Genomic DNA, 21,233 nt, shown 5'->3' with positions numbered 1-21,233 from the left:
GTGCGATTATTTGCCCAATTAAGCTGGTACTTTCGTCGGGAGTGGCAACGCTACCTCGGTGCAGTCGCCCTGCTTATTATCATTGCCATTTTGCAGCTGATCCCGCCGAAGGTGGTGGGCTACGTCGTGGATGGCGTCACTGAACAGCATTACACCACCGCACGGGTGTTGATGTGGGTCGGCACGCTGGTGCTGACGGCGGTCATTGTTTATCTCCTGCGCTACGTCTGGCGCGTGCTGCTGTTTGGTGCGTCCTATCAGCTGGCCGTTGAGCTGCGTGAAGATTTTTACCGCCAGCTAAGCCGACAGCATCCCGAATTTTATCTGCGTCATCGCACCGGTGATCTCATTGCCCGCGCGACCAACGACGTCGATCGCGTGGTCTTTGCCGCCGGGGAAGGGGTGCTGACGCTGGTGGACTCGCTGGTGATGGGCTGTGCGGTGCTGATCGTCATGTCCACGCAGATCAGCTGGCAATTAACCCTGCTCGCCCTGCTGCCGATGCCGATCATGGCGCTGGCGATCAATCGCTACGGCGAACAGCTGCACGAGCGCTTCAAGCTGGCGCAGGCGGCGTTTTCTTCTCTGAACGATCGCACCCAGGAGAGCATGACCAGCATCCGCATGATCAAAGCGTTTGGCCTGGAAGATCGGCAGTCCGCGCTGTTTGCGGCCGATGCTGCAGACACGGGGGCGAAAAACATGCGCGTCGCGCGTATTGATGCGCGATTTGATCCAACGATTTATGTCGCAATCGGCATGGCAAACCTGCTTGCCATTGGCGGCGGGAGCTGGATGGTGGTGCAGGGCACATTGACCCTGGGGCAATTGACCAGCTTTGCGATGTATCTGGGGCTGATGATCTGGCCGATGCTGGCGCTGGCCTGGATGTTTAACATCGTAGAGCGCGGCAGCGCCGCCTACAGCCGCATCCGCGCCATGCTGGCCGAAGCGCCGGTGGTCAATGACGGCAGCGAAGCGGTGCCGGAAGGGCGCGGCGTTATGAACGTCGACGTTCGCAAATTTGTCTATCCGCAAACGGAACATCCGGTGCTGGAGAACGTTAGCTTTACGCTGCGGCCGGGCCAGATGCTGGGCATCTGCGGCCCGACGGGGTCCGGAAAAAGTACCGTGCTCTCTCTGCTTCAGCGCCACTTTGACGTCACCGAGGGCGATATCCGTTTCCATGATATCCCCCTGGCGAACCTGCTGCTGGATGAGTGGCGTGGCCGACTGGCGGTAGTCAGCCAGACGCCGTTTTTATTTTCGGACACCGTGGCGAATAACATTGCGCTTGGTCACCCGTCGGCGACGCAGGAAGAGATCGAACACGTGGCGCGCTTAGCCAGCGTACATGACGATATTTTGCGTCTGCCGCAGGGCTACGAAACGGAAGTCGGGGAACGTGGCGTCATGCTGTCCGGCGGGCAGAAACAGCGAATCTCGATTGCCCGCGCGCTGCTGCTGAATGCTGAAATCCTCATTCTGGATGATGCGCTCTCCGCCGTGGATGGTCGTACCGAGCATCAGATTCTGCATAACCTGCGCCAGTGGGGCGACGGACGCACGGTGATTATCAGCGCCCACCGTTTGTCAGCGCTCACCGAGGCCAGCGAAATTCTGGTCTTACAGCACGGACACATTGCCCAGCGCGGGCAGCATGAAACGCTTGCCGAGCAGCCGGGCTGGTATCGCGATATGTACCGCTATCAACAGCTTGAGGCGGCGCTGGACGATGCGCCGGAACAGGATCAGGAGGCCACCAATGCGTAAGCTCGGAACGATGTGGCCGACGCTCAAACGTCTGCTGGCCTACGGCTCGCCGTGGCGCAAACCGCTCTCCGTGGCCGTGCTTTTACTCTGGATAGCGGCGATTGCTGAGGTGAGCGGGCCGCTGCTCATCAGCTACTTCATCGACAATATGGTCGCCAAAAGCTACCTGCCGCTGGGGCTGGTGGCGGGCTTAGGCGTGGCCTACGTTGGGTTGCAGCTGGCGGCGGCAGGGCTGCACTATGCGCAGTCGCTGCTGTTTAACCGTGCCGCCGTGGGCGTGGTTCAGCAGCTGCGCACGGATGTAATGGACGCGGCACTTCGCCAGCCGCTCAGCGAGTTTGATATCCAGCCGGTCGGGCAGGTGATTTCGCGCGTGACCAACGATACCGAAGTGATCCGCGACCTGTACGTCACCGTGGTCGCGACGGTGTTACGCAGTGCGGCGCTGATCGGCGCGATGCTGGTGGCGATGTTCAGCCTCGACTGGCGCATGGCGCTGGTGGCGATTACCATCTTCCCGGCGGTGCTGATCGTGATGATCATCTACCAGCGCTACAGCACGCCAATCGTGCGTCGGGTGCGCGCCTATCTGGCCGACATTAACGATGGCTTCAACGAAGTGATTAACGGCATGAGCGTCATCCAGCAGTTCCGCCAGCAGGCGCGCTTTGGCGAGCGGATGGGCGAAGCCAGCCGATCGCACTATATGGCGCGTATGCAGACGCTGCGCCTCGACGGCTTCCTGCTGCGTCCGCTGCTCAGCCTTTTCTCTGCGCTGGTGCTTTGCGGTTTACTGATGCTCTTTGGCCTTAGCTCAAGCGGTACGATTGAAGTGGGCGTGCTGTACGCTTTTATTAGCTATCTGGGGCGCCTTAACGAGCCGCTGATCGAGCTCACGACCCAGCAATCGATGCTGCAGCAGGCGGTCGTCGCCGGCGAGCGCGTGTTTGAGCTGATGGACAGGCCGCGCCAGGCCTACGGTCGTGACGAGCGACCTCTGCAAAGCGGCGCCATTGCCTTTGATAACGTCTCGTTTGCCTATCGCGAAGACCGGCTGGTGTTGCAGGACATTACGCTGGATGTCCCGTCGCGCGGTTTCGTGGCGCTGGTGGGACATACGGGAAGCGGCAAGAGCACGCTCGCCAGCCTGTTGATGGGCTACTACCCGGTCACGCAAGGCGAAATCCGCCTCGACGGACGCCCGCTCGCGTCTCTCAGCCACAACGTGTTGCGTAAAGGCGTCGCGATGGTGCAGCAGGATCCGGTCGTCCTGGCCGATACCTTCTACGCCAACGTGACCCTGGGGCGAGACTACTCTCAGGAGCAGGTATGGGAGGTGCTGGAAAAAGTGCAGCTGGCAGACCTGGCGCGCGGGTTTAGCGACGGGATTAATACCCGGCTGGGCGAGCAGGGAAACAACCTCTCCGTTGGGCAAAAGCAGCTTCTCGCGCTGGCGCGGGTGCTGATTGAAACCCCGCAGGTGCTGATTCTGGATGAAGCGACGGCCAGCATTGACTCCGGCACCGAGCAGGCCATCCAGCAGGCGCTGGCCGCGGTACGCGACCATACGACGCTGGTGGTGATTGCCCATCGCCTTTCCACCATTGTCGATGCCGATACCATTCTGGTGCTGCATCGTGGACAAGCCGTAGAGCGCGGGACGCACCGTGAACTGCTGGAAGCCAAAGGGCGCTACTGGCAGATGTATCAGCTTCAGCTGGCGGGCGAAGAGCTCGCGGCCAGCGTGCGCGAGGAAGAGTCGCTCAGCGCCTGATGCACCAAAACAAAGCAACGCGCTAACAGTCATTCCTGTTGGTGCAATACTGAAACGCACCGTGCACCGACATGGTGCGTTTTTTTTCGCCGGTTCGTTAAGGAAGACGGCATAACGCTCGTCGCACCGCTTTTCTCTCTCGTTTTCATTTCTGGCACATCCCTTGCAATACCTTCTGCGTGAGCTGCGGCCATTACCGAATTCTGACTGGAGGGGATCTATGAAGCTGGTTACGGTGGTAATCAAACCATTCAAACTGGAAGACGTGCGTGAAGCATTGTCCTCAATGGGTATTCAGGGACTGACTGTCACCGAAGTGAAAGGCTTTGGTCGTCAGAAGGGTCATGCCGAGCTTTATCGCGGGGCGGAATACAGCGTTAACTTTCTGCCAAAAGTAAAAATTGATGTCGCGATTGCTGACGATCAGCTTGATGAAGTGATTGATGTGATTAGCAAAGCGGCCTACACCGGCAAAATTGGCGACGGCAAAATTTTCGTTGCCGAACTGCAGCGCGTCATTCGCATTCGTACCGGCGAATCTGACGAAGCGGCACTGTAAATAACGCCTGGCACACAGTGATAGGGATCGAGAAAATGAAGATAGCAACACTTAAAACGGGTCTGGGTTCGCTGGCACTGCTGCCGGGCCTGGCGCTGGCTGCTCCTGCCGTGGCAGACAAAGCCGATAACGCCTTTATGATGATCAGCACCGCGCTGGTGCTGTTCATGTCTATCCCGGGCATTGCGCTGTTCTACGGCGGCCTGATCCGCGGCAAAAACGTTCTCTCCATGCTGACGCAGGTTGCCGTGACGTTCGCGCTGGTCTGCGTGCTGTGGGTGGTTTACGGTTACTCGCTGGCCTTCGGTACCGGCAACGCCTTCTTTGGTAACTTCGACTGGGTAATGCTGAAAAATATTGAGCTGACCGCGCTGATGGGCAGCTTCTACCAGTACATCCACGTCGCGTTCCAGGGCTCGTTCGCCTGCATTACCGTCGGGCTGATTGTGGGCGCGCTGGCGGAGCGCATCCGTTTCTCTGCCGTTCTGATCTTCGTGGTGGTCTGGCTGACCCTCTCCTATGTGCCGATTGCGCACATGGTCTGGGGCGGTGGTCTGCTGGCAACGCACGGCGCGCTGGACTTTGCGGGCGGTACCGTTGTCCATATCAACGCCGCGGTAGCGGGCCTGGTGGGCGCATACCTGATTGGCAAACGCGTGGGCTTCGGTAAAGAGGCGTTCAAACCGCATAACCTGCCGATGGTGTTTACCGGTACGGCTATCCTCTACTTTGGCTGGTTCGGCTTCAACGCCGGCTCCGCAAGTGCCGCGAACGAAATCGCCGCGCTGGCGTTCGTGAACACCGTTGTGGCGACGGCGGGTGCAATTCTCTCCTGGGTATTCGGTGAGTGGGCGGTACGCGGTAAACCTTCCCTGCTGGGTGCCTGTTCAGGGGCGATTGCCGGTCTGGTCGGTATCACCCCGGCGTGTGGCTATGTGGGTGTCGGTGGTGCGCTGCTGGTGGGACTGGTCGCGGGCCTGGCAGGTCTGTGGGGCGTCACCGCACTGAAACGCGTGCTGCGCGTGGATGACCCTTGCGATGTGTTCGGCGTCCACGGCGTGTGCGGCATCGTCGGCTGTATCATGACCGGCATCTTCGCCGCGAAATCACTGGGTGGCGTGGGCTACGCAGAAGGTGTCACCATGGTTCATCAGGTGCTGGTGCAGCTGGAAAGTATCGCTATCACCGTGGTGTGGTCTGCCGTTGTCGCCTTCATTGGCTATAAGCTGGCGGATATGACCGTTGGGCTGCGCGTACCGGAAGAGCAGGAGCGCGAAGGTCTGGACGTCAACAGCCACGGCGAGAATGCGTATAACGCCTAATAAAAAGCAAAACGGCAACTTCGGTTGCCGTTTTTAATGTTTATTCCCTCTCCCATGGGAGAGGGGCAGGGTGAGGGCATCAGGCCGCACACTATCACCCGCGATTACGCATTACCCCTTCCTGCACCGTAGAAGCGACCAGCACGCCGTCCTGGGTATAAAACTCTCCACGCACAAACCCGCGAGCGCTCGACGCTGACGTACTCTCCACGCTGTAAAGCAGCCACTCATTCATATTGAACGGACGGTGGAACCACATGGAGTGATCGATGGTTGCGACCTGCATCCCTTTTTCAAGGAAACCAACGCCGTGCGGCTGTAGCGCAACCGGCAGAAAGTTAAAGTCTGACGCGTAGCCCAGCAGATACTGATGCACGCGGAAATCTTCCGGCACGGTGCCATTGGCTCGGATCCAGACCTGACGTTTCGGCTCGGCGGTGTGGCCTTTCATGGGGTTGTGGAACTCAACCGGGCGGATCTCCAGCGGTTTATCGCAGAGAAACTTCTCTTTGACCTGCGGCGGAAGCAGATGCGCCAGCGCGCGGGCGATATCGGTCTCTGATTTGAGTTCGTCCGGCGACGGTGCTGGCGGCATCACTTTCTGATGTTCATACCCCGGTTCCGGCGCCTGGAAAGAGGCGGTCATATAAAAGATAGGCTTACCGTTCTGAACGGCCGCCACGCGGCGTGCGCTGAAGCTGTTACCGTCTCTCAGGACTTCAACGTCATACACGATCGGTTTTGCGCTGTCGCCAGGGCGTAAGAAATAGCTGTGGAATGAGTGCACCAGACGGTCTGCAGGGACGGTCTCCTTTGCAGCGTAGAGCGCTTGTCCAACGACCTGGCCGCCGAAAACCTGACGTAAGCCGAGGTCTTCGCTCTGCCCGCGATAGAGTCCTTCCTCAATTTTTTCCAGATTCAGTAATGTCAGCAGATTGTTCAGTGCCTGACTCATAATTGTCCTCAATAAACGCCGTAGCGAAAGATAGGCAGAGTATAACGCAGAAATGAAAGTGGTCCGATGGGTAGAATAATCTGAATGTCGGCACGTTTTTAGGCATTAATCGGTGATCTGTGCCACACTTAAAAACGTTATGTGATTGAAACGACATCGGATGGGATCGATCCCGCTGGTGCATTGATGATAAGGAGACTTCAATGAAACTCGTGCCCATGCTAAGTGGTGTAGCTATTGCGGTGGCGTTGTCCGCCTGTGCCGGTAAGAGCGCCCAGGTGCCGGTACCAGCTGCAGATCCGAACGGGATTAATACCCTTTCACAGCAATCCATTCAGCAGCCTAACGTTTCCGGTACAATCTGGATTAAACAGAGAGTCGCTCTGCCGCCGGATGCGGTATTAACGGTCACGCTGTCTGATGCTTCCCTGGCGGACGCGCCGTCGAAGGTGCTGGCTCAGCGCGCGGTCCGTACTGAAGGTAAGCAGGCTCCGTTTAGCTTCGTGTTGCCGTATAACCCATCAGACGTGCAGCCGAATGCCCGTATTCTGCTGAGCGCAGCGGTAACCATCAACGGCAAGCTGGTCTTTATCACCGATACGGTCCAGGAAGCGATTAACCACGGTGGAACCAAAATCGACCTGAATCTGGTGCCGGTGCAGCAAACCGAAGTCCCGGTTGCTCCACAGACCAATCAGCCGTCCCTGCCAACCCCACCGACCCAGATGTAACTGTTGCTCTTACCCTCTCCTTCGGGGGAGGGTTTAGTACACCCAGCGGTATTTCTGCAAATCAATCTGTCCTGCGCCCGACACCTGCACACCCTCTGAAAGCAATGCCTGACGCTGACGCTGGCGATCCGGCCCGGTCAGCGAGATAGCGCCATGACGGTTCACCACACGATGCCAGGGCAGCGTACTGCCTTCCGGCAGCCGCTTCAGGACGCCACCGACCTGTCGCGCCGCGCGTGGAGAGCCTGCCAGCCTTGCCACATCACCGTAGGTGGTGACGTAGCCTTCCGGAATCGAGGCCACGATTTGCCATACGCGCTGGGGAAAGGAGTCGTTTTCGTCCATACCTTCACCTGTGGGGATGTTTGGACCGTCATGGTAAACGAAGATCGCCCTGATTGCTGCGCCTGTTTGCGCAAGAAACCAGCATCCGGTTCCTGGTCGCTTGCAATTGGCTCTTCGCACAGGGATAATGCGCCAGCGCGTTGGTTATCAACGCTCTCAATGGGGGCTCTGTTGGTTCTCCCGCAACGCTACTCTGTTCACCAGGTCAGGTCCGGAAGGAAGCAGCCAGGGCAGACGACGTGGGTGCCGGGATGTAGCTGGCAGGGCCCCCACCCATTTGTGGCCTCATCCATCTTTCCTGTTCCCATCTCTTTTTAGCCTTTATTCCACAATAATATAATGCCTATACCGTGTAATATATATTTCATCGCTCTGAAATATTACTGTCATAAACCTGTAATAATAGACTGGCATTTTATAATTGGACGTCTATTTTCGTCAAAATTCAAAAAAATATAGATCTGGATAACAGTGATAACTTCGTGTATTAAATAAAGTACTTATTCCGAAGGGAAGTGACAAACATGGCTACTGCAGTTTTAAATGTTAAAATTGACGAAGCGCTAAAAGAAAGACTCCGCCACTATGCGGAAGTAAATAACGAAAATTTAAGCGTGACCACAGAGAAACTGCTGCTGCTGGCGTTTGAAGCAGTAGAAGAGGCGGGAGTATCGGAAGAGGATATTGATAATCAGCATACGGAAGAAGAGAGTGTTTCTCCTTTTACTCCTAAAGAAATCAAGGCTCTACGTAAACTTCTGAAGAAGAGAAAATGAAACAACAACTGTCAACTGCCAGTGACTACAACGAGGCCTGCGCTCTGTTGCGTTCAGGCTACGTGAAGCATGTACGTCTTGGCTGGAATGTTGGAAGCGATGAGTTCTTTCGTATTGCGTCTGACTGGTGTGATACCGGTGCAAAAATAAAGAAAGACGGTGATAATTTCGTTATTTCCCTGAAAGGTTTCCCCATTCCTCCTCAGCACTAAATCCTGACCAGTGAAAATTGCTGACTGCATATATTACAGTCAGCAGTTTTTATTTTATGATCCAGTTCAAAATTTTAATATTAAACCAGGCGGCGTTTTACTGCTGGCGTATTTGAATTTAGCGCGAGCCATAACGGTTTAATCCGCAGCAATGCCGCTTCCAGCTCCGCTGGCTCCAGCGAAAAGGGCATACGTAAAAAGCGGTCAAACGCCCCCGATAAGCCAAACCGCGTTCCGGTTCCCAGGTTAATCCCGATGATTTCTGCCCGTGCGGCAAGCTGTGTCGCCAGCATGCCAGGAAGTTCGATCCAGTAAGAGAGTCCGCCCTCCGCCTCATGAAACGTCCACTCCGGGAAATGTTCTCGCAGCAGGTTACTGCATCGATCGCGCCGTTCCGCCAGCATCTTGCGGCGAGCGGGCAGAAAACGCTCGCTATTGTCGATAAGCCATAGCGTCGCCAGCTGCTCAAGCAGCGGCGAGCCTAAATCCAGCGTATCGCGCGTCTGGGCGAGCGTGGCGATAGTCCGCGAGGAGGCGCGGATCCAGCCGAGACGCAGCCCGCCCCAGAAGCTTTTTCCGGCAGAGCCTAGCGTAATCACGCTGGCCTGCGGGTTAAACGATGCCAGCGGTGGCGGCGGTGGCGAATCAAACCAGAGATCGACCATCGTTTCATCCACGACCAGCGCCGTGCGGGTCTGGGCTGCTATATCAGCGATTGCCTGACGGGTGGCGATATCCATGCATCGACCGGTTGGGTTGTGAAAATCTGGCATCAGGTAGGCCAGGCGCGGCGCGGTCTGGGCAAGCGTAGCCGCAAAGCCATCCGTATCCCAGCCCGTTTCCGGCAACGACACTCCTACTGGCCGACACTGTGCTCCCTGAATAGCGGCAATCGCCAGCGGATAGGTGGGGTGATCGACCACGACGCGATCCCCCGGTCCGGCCATCATCCGCAGCACCAGCGCGAACCCGCTGACGGCACCGTTGACCACCATCACCTCGTCTGCCCGGGTTGGAAGACCTCGCGCGGTATAGCGCGCAGCGATGGCCTCCCGTAGCGCCGGCAGCCCAAGCTGCTCGTAGCCCGTCAGCGAGAGGTGTTGAGTAATAGCCGTAAGTGCATGGGTGTAAGCCTGGTGGATCTCCGGCCCGGCGCTGAGGGCGGCAGTGGAAAGATCCAGGGCGACGCTCGCTGCGGAAAGGGTGGGAACGGCGCGTGCATCCGGGAGGATGACGCGCGACCCGCTGCCGTGGCGGCTTTCAAGATAACCCTCTTCACGCAGGTGGGCGAGGGCGCTGCTGACGGTGGTCCGGCTCACGTTCAGCGCCGTCGCCAGCTCACGCTCACCCGGCAGGCGCGTATGCAGCGCCAGCCGGCCATCAAGGATTAATAAGCGCAGCGCGTCGGCCAGCTGGCGCCAGAGCGGAGTGCGGGATGAAGTTTGCTGCCAGTGCCCTAAAAGGCGTACCACAGACTGGCTTCCGAAGCGGCGTGATGACATAAGCAGTCCACTATTTAAAAACTGGACATTAATCTTAGTGCCATTTTAGGTCAGGATGAAAGTCGGGTTCACTGGAGAAGATAAAAATGGTACGTCGTCTGCTACAACTTTATGTCGGTTTAGGGCTGTATGGGCTTTCCACCGCGATGTTTATTCGTGCGGATCTGGGGGTCGATCCGTGGGATGTGTTTCACCTTGGCGTGGGAATACAGCTGGGGATGAGCATTGGGACGGTGATCATTTTGACCGGGGCTGCGGTGCTCTTACTGTGGATCCCACTGCGTCAGATGCCCGGTCTTGGCACGATAAGCAACGTGATTTGTATCGGTCTGGCGGCGGATGCCAGCATGGCGCTTATCCCCGAGCTGAGTTCGTTATCCGTGCGCATCGCTTTCCTGGTGTCGGGCATCGTGATGAACGCGATCGCCACCAGCATGTACATCGGGGCCGGTTTCGGGCCTGGTCCGCGCGACGGCCTGATGACCGGCATTCACGCCCGGCTGGGGTGGTCCATTCGCAGCGTGCGCACCTCCATCGAAGTGTCCGTCCTGCTGATTGGGTGCGTGCTGGGTGGCTCGTTTGGGGTGGGAACCGTGGCGTATGCTCTGACCATTGGCCCGCTTATTCAGCTCTGTTTGCCCTGGTTCCGCCAGAAGCCGCGCGGTGAGAAAATGACGCAGCCGGAGCGGGTTGTTTAATTTGCGAAGCGCTCACATGTTTTAACGGCGTCGCTGTGCCAGAATAGACGCTTCGAAAATCGCGATGCCAGAACGCATGAAAGCAATCACTCTTTATGATGTCGCCCTCCTTGCGGGGGTTTCTTATCAGACCGTTTCCCGCGTGATTAACGACGCGGAGCACGTCTCTGCCCGCACGCGGGAAAAGGTGCAGCAGGCAATGGCTGAGCTGCATTACGTTCCCAACCTGCGGGCGCAGCAGCTGGCGGGGAAACGCACCCGTACGCTGGGGCTCATCACCACCGATCTGGCGCTGCACGCGCCTTCGCAAATTGTCTCGGCGGTAAAATCCCGGGCTGCAGGGCAGGGGGCGAGCGTCCTGATTTCCATGGTGGAGCAGCCGCAGCAGTGTCAGGCGGCGCTTCAGGCGCTGCTGGCGCAGCGGGTAGACGCGCTGCTGGTAAATGTGCCGCTTGACGATCCGCACGCCGAAGCGCTCAGGTCGCTGGCGACGCCCGTCCCGGTGCTGTTCCTCGACGTGTCACCGTCAGCGCAGGTAAATAGCCTCGTGTTTAACGCCGAAGAGGGGGCACGCCTGGGCGTTGAGCATCTGCTTTCGCTGGGGCATCAGCATATTGCCCTGCTGAGCGGGCCGGAAAGCTCGGTCTCTGCGCGCGCGCGTCTGGCGGGATGGAAAGCGACGCTGGCGCAGGCGGGTCTCGACGCGGCTGCGGTGGCCTACGGCGACTGGAGCGCGGCCAGCGGCTATGAGAAGGGACATGTGCTGCTCTTGGGGGCGGTACTGCCGGATGCCATTCTGGTGGCGAACGATCAGATGGCGCTTGGGGTAATGCGCGCCTGTGCGGAAAAAGGGATAGCTGTTCCTGGCCAGATATCGGTGGTCGGGTTTGACGATACGGCCGACAGCGCCTGGTTTTCTCCGCCGCTGACGACCATTCGTCAGGCGTTTCGCGAGGCTGGCGAGCGCAGCGTGGAGTGGCTTCTGTCCCCCAGCGGGGGGGAGGAATGCTGGCAGGTTCAGCTGCCGGTAACGCTGGTGACCCGACATTCCAGCGCGCGCCGCACCCCGCAGCAGGCCGAACGCGAGGATCTGGCGCAGCAGCTCAGAAGCCTGGCCCTCCTTGCCGGGCAGCTTGCCCGCAAATAAAACTTTGTGATCGGACTCGCTACCCCGCGATTGCGTGCTTTACCGTCGCCGGGTGCCAGGGCATGTTAACCAAAATTGTGAGCGCTTCGCAAAGAGGTTAATATGCCCAACACTTTATCGCTGACTCTCAGCGCCATTCTGGCCCGACGGGACTGGGAAAACCCGGGTGTCACCCAGTGGAACCGTCTGGAGGCACATGCGCCGTTACACAGCTGGCGTCTTGAACAGCCTGCCCTGGATGATGCTGGATCCGCCAGCAGACGCTACCTCAATGGGGTGTGGCGATTTAACTACTTTCCTGCACCTGAGCAAATCCCGGAGGCGTGGGTAACCGAAGACTGTGCGGACGCCGTTGCGATGCCCGTGCCGTCGAACTGGCAGATGCAGGGGTTTGACACGCCCATCTATACCAACGTCACCTATCCTATCCCCGTTAATCCGCCTTTTGTGCCGCAGGAAAACCCAACCGGCTGTTACTCGCTCACATTTGATGTGGATGACGCGTGGCTTCAGAGCGGGCAGACCCGCATCATCTTTGACGGCGTGAACTCTGCGTTTCATCTGTGGTGCAACGGGCGGTGGATGGGCTATTCCCAGGACAGCAGGCTGCCTGCCGAATTCGATCTCTCGACGGTCCTGCGGCCCGGTGAGAACCGCCTGGCGGTCATGGTGTTGCGCTGGTGCGACGGCAGCTATCTGGAAGATCAGGACATGTGGCGCATGAGCGGTATTTTCCGCGATGTGACGCTGCTGCATAAACCCGAAACGCAGATTGCCGATTATCGCGTGGTGACGGACCTGAATGCGGAGCTGGACCGCGCGGTGCTTAAGGCAGATGTCGCGCTGGCAGGGGCGGGCTTTGCAGACTGCGAGGTGGTCTTTACCCTGTGGCGCAAGGGTGAAAAATGCGCCAGCGTTTCCCGGCGTCCGGGGTCTGCCGTTGTGGACGAGCGCGGCAGCTGGGACGAACGCTTAACGGTGGCGATCCCCATTGACCGCCCCGCGCTCTGGAGTGCTGAAACGCCGGAACTGTATCGCCTGACGATGGCGCTTCTCGGCCCGCAGGGTGAGGTGCTGGAGGTTGAGGCGTGCGATGTGGGCTTCCGCCGCGTTGACATCAGCAACGGCCTGCTGAAGCTTAACGGTAAGCCGCTGCTGATCCGCGGGGTTAACCGACACGAGCATCACCCGGAAAACGGTCAGGTGATGGACGAGGCGACCATGCGTCGCGACATCGAAATCATGAAGCAGCATAACTTCAACGCCGTTCGTTGCTCGCACTACCCGAACCATCCGCTGTGGTACCGGCTTTGCGATCGCTACGGGCTGTACGTCGTTGACGAAGCCAATATTGAAACCCACGGCATGGTGCCGATGAGCCGCCTCGCTGACGATCCACGCTGGCTGCCCGCCATGAGTGAGCGCGTAACCCGCATGGTGCAGCGCGATCGCAATCATCCCTCAATTATCATCTGGTCGCTGGGTAACGAGTCCGGCCACGGCGCGAATCATGATGCGCTGTACCGCTGGCTGAAAACCACCGATCCCACGCGCCCGGTACAGTACGAAGGCGGCGGGGCGAATACGGCGGCGACCGATATTGTTTGCCCGATGTACGCCCGGGTCGATTGGGATCAGCCTTTCCCGGCGGTGCCTAAATGGTCAATCAAGAAATGGATCGGCATGCCCGACGAAACGCGTCCGCTGATCCTCTGTGAATACGCCCACGCGATGGGAAACAGCTTCGGCGGGTTTGCGAAATACTGGCAGGCGTTTCGCAGCCATCCTCGCCTGCAGGGTGGGTTTGTCTGGGACTGGGTCGATCAGGCACTGACGAAGAAAGACGAAAAGGGCAACGCGTTCTGGGCCTACGGCGGGGACTTTGGCGATACGCCGAACGATCGCCAGTTCTGCCTCAATGGCCTGGTCTTCCCCGATCGCACGCCGCATCCGGCGCTGTACGAGGCGCAGCGCGCCCAGCAGTTCTTTACCTTTACGCTGGTCAGTACCTCTCCGCTGGTGATTGAGGTGCAAAGCGGCTACCTGTTCCGCCCTACCGATAACGAAGTGCTGAGCTGGACGGTTGCCCGGGATGGGAAGGTACTGGCTTCGGGCGAGGTGACGCTGGCGATAGCCCCTGAAGGCGTTCAGCGTCTGGAGATCGCTCTGCCGGAATTGAAAGCCGAGCCGGGGGAAGTCTGGCTGAATGTTGAAGTGCGCCAGCCGCGGGCAACGCCGTGGTCACCGGCTGGCCATCGCTGCGCGTGGGAGCAGTGGACGCTTCCGGCCCCACTCTTTATTGCACCGCCAGCCTCTACGGGCGAGCCGCCGGTTTTAACGCAAAACGACCGCATCCTGGCGATCGCGCATCGTCAACAGCGCTGGCAGTTCGATCGCGCATCCGGATACCTGACTCAATGGTGGCGAAATGGCGTTGAAACGCTGCTTTCACCCGTGACGGATAACGTCAGCCGCGCGCCGCTGGACAACGACATTGGGGTGAGCGAAGCGACGCGCATCGATCCAAACGCGTGGGTTGAACGCTGGAAAGCGGCGGGCATGTACGATCTCACCTCGCGCATGCTGCACTGTGAGGCAGAGCAGCATGCGCGTGAGGTGGTGGTTACCACGCTTAATGTCCTGGAGCATCGCGGCAGGGCGCTGTTCCTGAGCCGTAAAATCTGGCGGGTGGACGAGCAGGGGGTTCTGCATGGCGACATTCAGGTCGATATTGCGTCTGATATCCCGGAGCCCGCGCGCATTGGCCTGAGCGTTCATCTCGCTGAAACGCCAGAAAAGGTTGACTGGCTGGGGCTGGGGCCGCATGAAAACTACCCGGACAGAAAGCTGGCGGCGCAGCAGGGGCGCTGGACACTCCCCCTGGCAGACATGCACACGCCGTATATCTTCCCGACGGAAAATGGTTTGCGCTGCGATACCCGCAAACTTGTGCTGGGTGCGCATCAGCTGAATGGCGCGTTCCATTTCTCAGTGGGCCGCTATAGCCAGCAGCAGCTGCGTGAGACAACCCATCACCATCTGCTGCGGGAAGAGCCGGGGTGCTGGCTCAACCTCGATGCGTTTCATATGGGGGTGGGCGGCGATGACTCCTGGAGCCCCAGCGTTTCACCGGAATTTATCCTGCAGACGCGCCAGCTTCGTTATACCTTTAGCTGGCAGCAGACTCTTACCTGACCAGAGAGGCGGCCACCGGGCGTGGCCGCCTGCTTACCCCAGAATGCCGCTCAGGCCATGCAGGCTCATGTAAATCCCTACCACGATAATCAGCGCGGCGGAGATCCACGGCGCTTTGCGGGAAAGTTCGCTGAATCCGGGCCAGCGTTTTGTCGCGTGCTTAAGGCTTAAGGCGGCAATCGCGCCGGAAGCGACCAGCGTTAATGCCAGACCGATGCTGAAGCTGAATACCAGCGTCGCGCCGAGCGCAAAATGCTTCAGCTGCAGGCAGATCAGCAGAACGGTGATGGACGCCGGGCAAGGGATAAGCCCGCCGGTCAGGCCAAACATCGCGATCTGTCCTGTCGTCACGTTTTGTCCGTTGAAACGCCGGTTGATATCCTGCGCGTGCGCGCGCTGGTGGGCGTCCTGCCACTCCTCTTCAACCAGCGGGTGTTCATGGTGATGGTGATGATCATGGTGGTGGTCATGATCATGGTCATGATGGTTGTGGCAATCGTGATGATGATCGTGTGGCCGGCTCTCTTTCCAGGTTCGCCACGCCATCCACAGGGCGATTGCAACGATCAACACCCCGGAGATCAGCTGGAACCAGGGTTCGGACGTATGTGCGTCCCAGCCGCGGCCAAACCATAGTCCTGCCATGGCAATGATCCAGACTACCGCCGTATGGGAAAGCGTAGCCGCCAGACCGAGCAGCACCGCCTGCTTCAGCGTGCCGCGGATAGCCACGATAAAGGCAGCCATCATTGTTTTTGAGTGGCCCGGCTCCAGGCCATGCAGCGCACCGAGCAGGATAGCGCTGGGAACAAACAGCCAGGCATTACCCTGCTGCAGGAGTGAAGCAAAATCGTTCATTGAAATTTCCAGTATGGAAAGCGTGCGCAAATAGTACTCCCCCCCAGTAGCCTAATACTACCCCCCAGTAGAAAAATACTCAGGGGGAGTAGAGCGTGATATGCTTTAAAAGCCAAAACTGAGGGAGACAGAGATGTCACATACCGTTCGCGATAAGAAGATGTTATTGACTCGCCTGAAGAAAATTCAGGGGCAGAGCACCGCGCTGGAGAAAATGCTCAACAGCGATCACGAATGTGCCGAGGTGTTACAGCAGCTGGCGGCGATCCGTGGCGCGGTCAATGGCATGATGATGCAGGTGATTGAAGGGCATCTTACCGATCATGTCGTGAAAGAGCCCGAAGAGGCGCAGCGTGAAGCCGATCTTGGCGTCGTGCTGCAGGTGATCAAATCCTATCTTAAGTAGAGCGCGTGGCGAGGTTGTTCTCTGCCCAAAGGATAAATTCCGTCCTGGGCAGCGCCTTACTGTAGAACCACCCCTGCCCATACTGCACGCCGTGGCGGTGCAGCCAGGTAAGCTGCCCTTCGGTCTCCACGCCTTCCGCCACCATTGCCAGCTGCAGCGACTTCGCCATTTCGATAATGTGCGGCGTTACGTTTTTGTACTCCAGTGCATCCACGAACGATTTGTCAATTTTTAGCGTGTCGACATCGAGATGCTGCAGATAGCTGAGGCTGGAATAGCCCGTGCCAAAATCATCAATGTAGACAGGGTGGCCCGAACGGCGAAACGCGGCGATAGCCGGCGCGCTGATTTTGGGGTCGGCAAAGCCACGCTCGGTTAACTCAAGGGCGATTTGTCGGGGATGAATCTGCCACTTATTCAGGAGTTGGCTCAGTAAAGGCGGCAGATTACCGGAGGTCAAATCGGCCGGGGCGAGGTTGATGGAGATATGCTGATCGGGGTGGAGCTGTAGCCAGTGGCCCATATCTTCAAACACTTTTTCCATAACTAACTGCGTCAGCTGCGAGATGAGGCCGGTTTGCTCGGCAAGCGGCACAAATATATCAGGCGAGAGACTGCTTCCGTCTGGCTGGGGCCAGCGCGCAAGCGCTTCCGCACCCACGATTTTTCCACTGCACAGCGCCACGATGGGCTGATAGTGAACCACAAAATCGCGGCTGTTAATGGCGTCCAGCAGGCGATTGCGCGGCGACTGAATACGTCGCAGGATCCGCAGGACAAACAGTGCCGCCAGCAGGCTTATCAGGACGCCAAACGGCAGCCAGAAAAGCAGCTGTCGGTGCCAGCTTTCAGCCAGAGGGGTGAGCGCTGCCCACGTGACGACAGTAAATCCAAGCTCAGGGACTGGCTTCATGACGTACATGGAGCCCTTGTACTGAACGCTGGAGACGCCTCGATCGTTGATCCGATCGCGGATATGCGGATCAAGCGTGTTACTGCTGGCGAAAATAAGATGCGTTGCGCTTCCCACCAGAGCGGCATCAATGGCAATCGCCCCGAAAGGGATCACATCCACAAGCGAGACAGGATCGACCAGAACAAGGTAATGGCCCTTCCCGAGCACGGCCATATAGCGGTGAAAGCCAAGATCGTTCTGTGCGGTAAGCCACGCGCTGTAGCCATCTTCGGTGATACGCATGGGGGGAGGATAAGCGGCGGATTTACTGGCCTGCTCAAGCGAAGAGCAGAGGGGTTTGAGGTTGTCGATATAGATCACCTCCTGGATATAGCGCCACGAGAACGCGACCCGACGTATTTCCCTCAAATGCAGCGGACTACAGGGAACGCCCTTAAATCCCTGCAGGTGATTTAACGCTTCTTTAGCCTGATCCACGACTCTGTCGGTGCGCATCAGCACCCGAGAAGCATAGCTATCCAGCGCATCAACAAATTTCTCTTCTGCCTGGCGATGGGCAAGCCAGATGCTGAGGCAAATGGGAACCAGCACGGAAAAGATAAGTACGCCAGTCACCAGACTGACCAGATGTCGGGTTTTCATGCTGTCGTTTCCTTTCTCATATGCCCGAATCCGGACGCTGAGTTTCCTGCCTGAAGAGAAAGATTTTACCGCGAAATGAAATAGTTATAGCACGTGGGGGCAGGGTTTTCATGTTATCTAAAGCAAATTAGAAAATATCCTCAGGAGAGAGAGGGTTGTTTTTTCAACCTTGCCTGGATATTATTTTGTTATGTTATAACAAAACACAAAGGGTTTATGATGAAACCAAACATCCATCCAGCGTATCGCACCGTGGTATTCCACGACACCAGTGCCAATGAATACTTTAAAGTGGGTTCAACCATTAAAACCGACCGCGAAATTGAGCTCGACGGTGAAACGTATCCGTACATCACTATCGAGGTTTCTTCAAAATCGCATCCGTTTTATACCGGTAAGCAAAAAACGTTTTCCACGGATGGCAGCGCAGCGCGCTTCCGCAAGCGTTTTGGCGGTTTTCTTAATGCGAAGCGGGGCTAACCATGCAGGTGCTTAACTCATTGCGCAGCGCAAAACAGCGTCACCCGGATTGCCAGATAGTCAAACGCAAGGGACGCTTATACGTGATTTGCAAATCCAATCCGCGTTTTAAGGCGGTGCAGGGACGTAAAAAAAGACGCTAGACGCGCGTTTCTCGCCAGCTTTCCAGGGATCTTTTCTGTTTGCCATCGGCAGTAAAATTGTCGGTGGCAAGCCAGCTTTCAAAGGCGCTCGCCAGCGCCGGCCACTCTTTGTCGAGAATCGAAAACCAGTCGGTATCCCGGTTACGGCCTTTTATGACCAGCGCCTGGCGAAAACGGCCTTCAAACTGAAAGCCCAGACGCAGTGCCGCTTTGCGTGATGGTTCGTTCAGGCTGTTGCACTTCCATTCATATCGCCGGTAGCCCAGGGTATCGAACGCGTACCGCATCAGCAGATATTGCGCTTCTGTTGACATGGGCGTGCGGCTTAACAGCACGGAGAAGTGAACGTGTCCCACTTCCACAACGCCGTTTTTAGGATCGATCCGCATCAGGGCCAGCGTCCCGACCGGGGCCTGGGTCTGATTATCGATAACGGTAAAGTGCATCGGGTCAGATAACTCACACACGCTTGCCACCCATTCGGCAAACTCAGCGGCCGTGGCATCGGGTTCACGCAGAAGCCACGTCCAGCTCCGGGTGTCTCCGGCCAGAGCATAGGCGGAGAACAGCGCCCCGGCATGCTCCACGCGCAGCGGTTCAAGCCGACAATAATGCCCCTGCAGTACCACCCGGGACGGATGAGGGCGAGGCTGCCAGTCGGTAAGGGCTTCGCCCACAGGTTGTCCAAACTCATTGAATGTCTTCATCTTTATTTCCGTGACGTTGAGAAGAGTTCCAGATTAGAAAATTACTGGTTCCTTAAAAAGAACCACTCAGCTATGTTTTGGTGGTACCACAAGGAGATGAGATGAACATACCGGGCGATGAACTTTATACCTTGCTCCATGCTGCGCTTAAAACGCGTGGGGAAGAGACGCTCCAGCGCGCGCTCTATCTCGCTTTGCGGGAGGCCATACTGGGCGGAAGGCTTCGGTCCGGCAGCCAGCTGTCCGGCTCGCGAACGCTGGCGCAGCAGCTTTCCGTTTCACGGAACACCGTCAATGCGGCGCTGGACCAGCTCACGCTCGAAGGCTATTTGCTGCGTAACCGTCAGGGGACGCGGGTGGCGCAATTCGCCCATCGTGCCAGCCCGCGGGTTCTGACCGATCCTGAGGTCAGGCTGGCAAAACGTGTCGTTCAGCTGCCTGCGCCTGTGCCGCGCGACACCCCGGTGATGGCCTTTACGCCGGGAACGCCCGCCATCAACTATTTCCCCTTGCCGCTGTGGCGGCGATTGTACGATCGCGTCCTGCGGGAGGAGGGGAGCGCTCTGCTGGGCTATGGCGACCCGGCCGGTGAGCCGTCGCTGCGGGCAGCCATCGCCCGTCACCTTGCGCTTTCTCGCGGCATTGACTGCGACGCCAGCCAGATTGTGATAACCGAAGGGGCGCTGGAGGGCGTCAATCTGTGCACGATGCTGTTAAGCGAGCCGGGGGATGTCGCCTGGGTGGAAAATCCCGGCTACAGCGGAGCCAAAAGCGCCTTCGTCAAAACCGGCCTTGCGATGATCGGCATACCGGTGGATGACGAGGGAATGTGCTGGGAAGGGCTGCATGCGCCTTCACCTGCGCTCGTTTTCACTTCGCCGTCGCATCAGTTTCCTTACGGGAGCGTGCTCAGCGCGCGGCGGCGTCTGGCGCTGCTGGAACTGGCCCGCCAGCACAAGGCGTGGATCATTGAGGACGATTATGACAGCGAGTTCCGCTATGTCGGCGAGCCCGTACCGGCGATGCTGGGCATGGTTAACAATGCGCCCGTTGTGTATCTGGGGACGTTTAGTAAAACGCTGTTTCCGTCGCTCCGAATGGGGTTCATGGTGTTACCGCCAGCGCTGGCGAAAGCAGCGCGTCCTGCTATCGGCTCGCTGCTGCGCGGCGGGCATCGCGCAGAACAGCGCACCCTGGCGCTGTTTATCGAGGAGGGGCACTATGCCCGTCATCTTGCCGCCATGCGTCGCCTGTATCGTAAGCGTTACCGCCAGCTGCGGGAGGTGCTGAGCGCAGAGCTTTATACTCCGCACCGTGTTCTTGCCGGTGAAGGGGGAATGCACCTGACATTGGCGATTGACGGTATCGACGACCAGCGGCTGGTGGAGAAAGCGAGGGCATTTCAGCTGGCACCTGCTGCGCTGAGCGGCTATTACCTGGAGACGAAGCAGGGGCAAACCGGCCTGGTTTTAGGTTACGGCAACACCTCTGCTTCGCAGTTTGCACCGGGTATCCGACGCCTGCAGGCGTTAATTACGCAGCAGCAGGGCGGGAAAGGGTAAAAACATCATAAAAAGAGAGCTGGCCTTTCGTTGCGACCATTTTCTGCAGCTTCTCTTTGTGCACGGTTTCGACAGCCGGAGAGTGCAGGATGCTGTCGATAAGCTCATTTGGCACAAAACGCGTGTTGTACCATTCGCCGTTGTAGCATACCCGGAAATCGAGGACGTCGATATCTTCGTAACGGTAGCGGGGATTCACGTCGAAAAAGAAAAAGGCGTTAAACACGACAAACAGCACCACCAGCAGCCAGACGGAGTCCACCAGCGTTTCGGACTTCAGCATGACAATCAGCGTCGCCAGCCAGGCGGCATACATGGCAACAAACAGCCCGGGATGTTTGCGGATAAAGCTAATGCTAAAGCGCGGGCGATTGTCTCGCTTTTCGCGGTGGTTAAGATCGTCGATGGTGGCGGTAAGCAGGCGCTGTATCTCGGTCATTTTTGGCCTTTTGAGAGTTGACAATACAGGGTATCTGCCAATTTTAGGGGAGCCATCCGGCTGAAAAAAGTAACAGTCGGGCGCTAAAAGA

At 57.9% G+C, this 21,233-nt stretch carries 20 protein-coding genes, 1 other RNA gene and 1 pseudogene; 15 read left to right on the top strand and 7 right to left on the bottom strand.

The window, feature by feature from the left end; translation table 11 throughout:
- The 4 genes from IM265_RS04875 to amtB all read left to right on the top strand — a co-directional run bounded on the left by IM265_RS04875 (position 1) and on the right by amtB (position 5,428).
- Positions 1–1,773, top strand: coding sequence for a SmdA family multidrug ABC transporter permease/ATP-binding protein (locus tag IM265_RS04875; RefSeq protein WP_045259904.1), 1,773 nt, complete (start codon positions 1–3; stop codon positions 1,771–1,773).
- Positions 1,766–3,547 carry a SmdB family multidrug efflux ABC transporter permease/ATP-binding protein gene (locus IM265_RS04870; protein ID WP_049137520.1) on the top strand — a complete coding sequence of 594 codons (1,782 nt, stop codon included), beginning with the start codon at positions 1,766–1,768 and terminating at the stop codon, positions 3,545–3,547. The genes IM265_RS04875 and IM265_RS04870 overlap by 8 nt, the downstream gene beginning before the upstream one ends.
- Positions 3,548–3,767: 220 nt before the next feature.
- Positions 3,768–4,106 carry a P-II family nitrogen regulator gene (glnK, locus tag IM265_RS04865; RefSeq protein WP_008503304.1) on the top strand — a complete coding sequence of 113 codons (339 nt, stop codon included), beginning with the start codon at positions 3,768–3,770 and terminating at the stop codon, positions 4,104–4,106.
- 35 nt (positions 4,107–4,141) lie between these two features.
- On the top strand, positions 4,142–5,428 hold the full coding sequence (gene amtB / locus IM265_RS04860; RefSeq protein ID WP_014882787.1) for an ammonium transporter AmtB: 1,287 nt from the start codon (positions 4,142–4,144) through the stop codon (positions 5,426–5,428).
- A gap of 94 nt (positions 5,429–5,522) precedes the next feature.
- Here the strand turns inward: amtB and tesB are convergent, their stop codons facing one another.
- Positions 5,523–6,383: an acyl-CoA thioesterase II gene (gene tesB / locus IM265_RS04855; RefSeq protein WP_028012172.1), complete on the bottom strand. Its 861-nt coding sequence runs from the start codon at positions 6,381–6,383 to the stop codon at positions 5,523–5,525.
- 203 nt (positions 6,384–6,586) lie between these two features.
- Here tesB and IM265_RS04850 point away from each other — a divergent pair, with 203 nt between their 5' ends.
- Positions 6,587–7,114 (top strand): YbaY family lipoprotein, encoded by a 528-nt coding sequence (locus tag IM265_RS04850; RefSeq protein ID WP_028012173.1) that lies wholly within the window; start codon positions 6,587–6,589, stop codon positions 7,112–7,114.
- Between the two features lie 33 nt (positions 7,115–7,147).
- Here IM265_RS04850 and IM265_RS04845 read toward each other — a convergent pair.
- Positions 7,148–7,544: pseudogene (locus IM265_RS04845) on the bottom strand (MGMT family protein).
- 84 nt (positions 7,545–7,628) lie between these two features.
- Between IM265_RS04845 and ffs the strand changes: the two are divergent.
- The 3 genes from ffs to IM265_RS04830 all read left to right on the top strand — a co-directional run bounded on the left by ffs (position 7,629) and on the right by IM265_RS04830 (position 8,447).
- Positions 7,629–7,725: signal recognition particle sRNA small type (ffs, locus tag IM265_RS04840), an RNA gene on the top strand.
- A gap of 258 nt (positions 7,726–7,983) precedes the next feature.
- Positions 7,984–8,235 carry a hypothetical protein gene (locus tag IM265_RS04835; protein WP_006176926.1) on the top strand — a complete coding sequence of 84 codons (252 nt, stop codon included), beginning with the start codon at positions 7,984–7,986 and terminating at the stop codon, positions 8,233–8,235.
- On the top strand, positions 8,232–8,447 hold the full coding sequence (locus IM265_RS04830) for a hypothetical protein (RefSeq protein ID WP_028012176.1): 216 nt from the start codon (positions 8,232–8,234) through the stop codon (positions 8,445–8,447). The genes IM265_RS04835 and IM265_RS04830 overlap by 4 nt, the downstream gene beginning before the upstream one ends.
- 80 nt (positions 8,448–8,527) lie before the next feature.
- Here the strand turns inward: IM265_RS04830 and IM265_RS04825 are convergent, their stop codons facing one another.
- Complete coding sequence (locus IM265_RS04825; RefSeq protein ID WP_100170677.1) at positions 8,528–9,949, bottom strand: PLP-dependent aminotransferase family protein; 1,422 nt, start codon at positions 9,947–9,949, stop codon at positions 8,528–8,530.
- Positions 9,950–10,035: 86 nt separating this feature from the next.
- On the opposite strand from IM265_RS04825, the gene IM265_RS04820 reads away from it, so the two are divergent.
- The 3 genes from IM265_RS04820 to IM265_RS04810 all read left to right on the top strand — a co-directional run bounded on the left by IM265_RS04820 (position 10,036) and on the right by IM265_RS04810 (position 14,989).
- Positions 10,036–10,647: a YitT family protein gene (locus tag IM265_RS04820; RefSeq protein ID WP_028012178.1), complete on the top strand. Its 612-nt coding sequence runs from the start codon at positions 10,036–10,038 to the stop codon at positions 10,645–10,647.
- A gap of 76 nt (positions 10,648–10,723) precedes the next feature.
- Positions 10,724–11,794: a LacI family DNA-binding transcriptional regulator gene (locus tag IM265_RS04815; RefSeq protein WP_193031408.1), complete on the top strand. Its 1,071-nt coding sequence runs from the start codon at positions 10,724–10,726 to the stop codon at positions 11,792–11,794.
- A 102-nt stretch (positions 11,795–11,896) separates the two neighbouring features.
- Entirely contained in the window at positions 11,897–14,989 is a 3,093-nt protein-coding gene (locus IM265_RS04810; RefSeq protein WP_193031407.1) for a beta-galactosidase, read from the top strand.
- Between the two features lie 33 nt (positions 14,990–15,022).
- Here the strand turns inward: IM265_RS04810 and IM265_RS04805 are convergent, their stop codons facing one another.
- Entirely contained in the window at positions 15,023–15,847 is an 825-nt protein-coding gene (locus tag IM265_RS04805; protein WP_193031406.1) for a nickel/cobalt efflux protein RcnA, read from the bottom strand.
- A gap of 133 nt (positions 15,848–15,980) precedes the next feature.
- Here IM265_RS04805 and IM265_RS04800 point away from each other — a divergent pair, with 133 nt between their 5' ends.
- Positions 15,981–16,253, top strand: coding sequence for a metal/formaldehyde-sensitive transcriptional repressor (locus tag IM265_RS04800; RefSeq protein WP_028012182.1), 273 nt, complete (start codon positions 15,981–15,983; stop codon positions 16,251–16,253).
- On the opposite strand, the gene IM265_RS04795 is transcribed toward IM265_RS04800, so the two are convergent.
- Positions 16,246–17,811, bottom strand: a complete 1,566-nt coding sequence (locus IM265_RS04795; protein ID WP_193031405.1) for an EAL domain-containing protein — start codon at positions 17,809–17,811, stop codon at positions 16,246–16,248. The two genes, IM265_RS04800 and IM265_RS04795, sit on opposite strands and share 8 nt — an antisense overlap.
- A 219-nt stretch (positions 17,812–18,030) precedes the next feature.
- Between IM265_RS04795 and IM265_RS04790 the strand changes: the two genes are divergently transcribed.
- Complete coding sequence (locus IM265_RS04790) at positions 18,031–18,291, top strand: type B 50S ribosomal protein L31 (RefSeq protein ID WP_006176933.1); 261 nt, start codon at positions 18,031–18,033, stop codon at positions 18,289–18,291.
- Between the two features lie 2 nt (positions 18,292–18,293).
- Positions 18,294–18,434 (top strand): type B 50S ribosomal protein L36, encoded by a 141-nt coding sequence (gene ykgO / locus IM265_RS04785; RefSeq protein ID WP_003859006.1) that lies wholly within the window; start codon positions 18,294–18,296, stop codon positions 18,432–18,434.
- Here the strand turns inward: ykgO and IM265_RS04780 are convergent.
- Positions 18,431–19,141 carry a GNAT family N-acetyltransferase gene (locus tag IM265_RS04780; RefSeq protein WP_059357441.1) on the bottom strand — a complete coding sequence of 237 codons (711 nt, stop codon included), beginning with the start codon at positions 19,139–19,141 and terminating at the stop codon, positions 18,431–18,433. The two genes, ykgO and IM265_RS04780, sit on opposite strands and share 4 nt — an antisense overlap.
- Before the next feature lie 101 nt (positions 19,142–19,242).
- Between IM265_RS04780 and IM265_RS04775 the strand changes: the two genes are divergently transcribed.
- Positions 19,243–20,703 carry a PLP-dependent aminotransferase family protein gene (locus tag IM265_RS04775; protein ID WP_069733270.1) on the top strand — a complete coding sequence of 487 codons (1,461 nt, stop codon included), beginning with the start codon at positions 19,243–19,245 and terminating at the stop codon, positions 20,701–20,703.
- Here IM265_RS04775 and IM265_RS04770 read toward each other — a convergent pair.
- Positions 20,675–21,142, bottom strand: a complete 468-nt coding sequence (locus IM265_RS04770; RefSeq protein WP_028012186.1) for a YlaC family protein — start codon at positions 21,140–21,142, stop codon at positions 20,675–20,677. The two genes, IM265_RS04775 and IM265_RS04770, sit on opposite strands and share 29 nt — an antisense overlap.
- Positions 21,143–21,233 lie beyond the last annotated feature (91 nt).

It is taken from the genome of Enterobacter cloacae complex sp. P17RS, assembly GCF_014895885.1.
Taxonomy (GTDB): domain Bacteria; phylum Pseudomonadota; class Gammaproteobacteria; order Enterobacterales; family Enterobacteriaceae; genus Enterobacter; species Enterobacter bugandensis.
Note: the sequence above shows the minus strand (reverse complement) of the source record. Positions and strands in the feature narration are given on the sequence as shown.

What these genes read in the sequence shown, in the direction of transcription:
- IM265_RS04870 (WP_049137520.1), top strand. Translation starts at nt 1,766, where the DNA reads ATGCGTAAGCTCGGAACGATGTGGCCGACGCTCAAACGTCTGCTGGCC.
- glnK (WP_008503304.1), top strand. Translation starts at nt 3,768, where the DNA reads ATGAAGCTGGTTACGGTGGTAATCAAACCATTCAAACTGGAAGACGTG.
- amtB (WP_014882787.1), top strand. Translation starts at nt 4,142, where the DNA reads ATGAAGATAGCAACACTTAAAACGGGTCTGGGTTCGCTGGCACTGCTG.
- tesB (WP_028012172.1), bottom strand. Translation starts at nt 6,383, where the DNA reads ATGAGTCAGGCACTGAACAATCTGCTGACATTACTGAATCTGGAAAAA.
- IM265_RS04850 (WP_028012173.1), top strand. Translation starts at nt 6,587, where the DNA reads ATGAAACTCGTGCCCATGCTAAGTGGTGTAGCTATTGCGGTGGCGTTG.
- IM265_RS04835 (WP_006176926.1), top strand. Translation starts at nt 7,984, where the DNA reads ATGGCTACTGCAGTTTTAAATGTTAAAATTGACGAAGCGCTAAAAGAA.
- IM265_RS04830 (WP_028012176.1), top strand. Translation starts at nt 8,232, where the DNA reads ATGAAACAACAACTGTCAACTGCCAGTGACTACAACGAGGCCTGCGCT.
- IM265_RS04825 (WP_100170677.1), bottom strand. Translation starts at nt 9,949, where the DNA reads ATGTCATCACGCCGCTTCGGAAGCCAGTCTGTGGTACGCCTTTTAGGG.
- IM265_RS04820 (WP_028012178.1), top strand. Translation starts at nt 10,036, where the DNA reads ATGGTACGTCGTCTGCTACAACTTTATGTCGGTTTAGGGCTGTATGGG.
- IM265_RS04815 (WP_193031408.1), top strand. Translation starts at nt 10,724, where the DNA reads ATGAAAGCAATCACTCTTTATGATGTCGCCCTCCTTGCGGGGGTTTCT.
- IM265_RS04810 (WP_193031407.1), top strand. Translation starts at nt 11,897, where the DNA reads ATGCCCAACACTTTATCGCTGACTCTCAGCGCCATTCTGGCCCGACGG.
- IM265_RS04805 (WP_193031406.1), bottom strand. Translation starts at nt 15,847, where the DNA reads ATGAACGATTTTGCTTCACTCCTGCAGCAGGGTAATGCCTGGCTGTTT.
- IM265_RS04800 (WP_028012182.1), top strand. Translation starts at nt 15,981, where the DNA reads ATGTCACATACCGTTCGCGATAAGAAGATGTTATTGACTCGCCTGAAG.
- IM265_RS04795 (WP_193031405.1), bottom strand. Translation starts at nt 17,811, where the DNA reads ATGAAAACCCGACATCTGGTCAGTCTGGTGACTGGCGTACTTATCTTT.
- IM265_RS04790 (WP_006176933.1), top strand. Translation starts at nt 18,031, where the DNA reads ATGAAACCAAACATCCATCCAGCGTATCGCACCGTGGTATTCCACGAC.
- ykgO (WP_003859006.1), top strand. Translation starts at nt 18,294, where the DNA reads ATGCAGGTGCTTAACTCATTGCGCAGCGCAAAACAGCGTCACCCGGAT.
- IM265_RS04780 (WP_059357441.1), bottom strand. Translation starts at nt 19,141, where the DNA reads ATGAAGACATTCAATGAGTTTGGACAACCTGTGGGCGAAGCCCTTACC.
- IM265_RS04775 (WP_069733270.1), top strand. Translation starts at nt 19,243, where the DNA reads ATGAACATACCGGGCGATGAACTTTATACCTTGCTCCATGCTGCGCTT.
- IM265_RS04770 (WP_028012186.1), bottom strand. Translation starts at nt 21,142, where the DNA reads ATGACCGAGATACAGCGCCTGCTTACCGCCACCATCGACGATCTTAAC.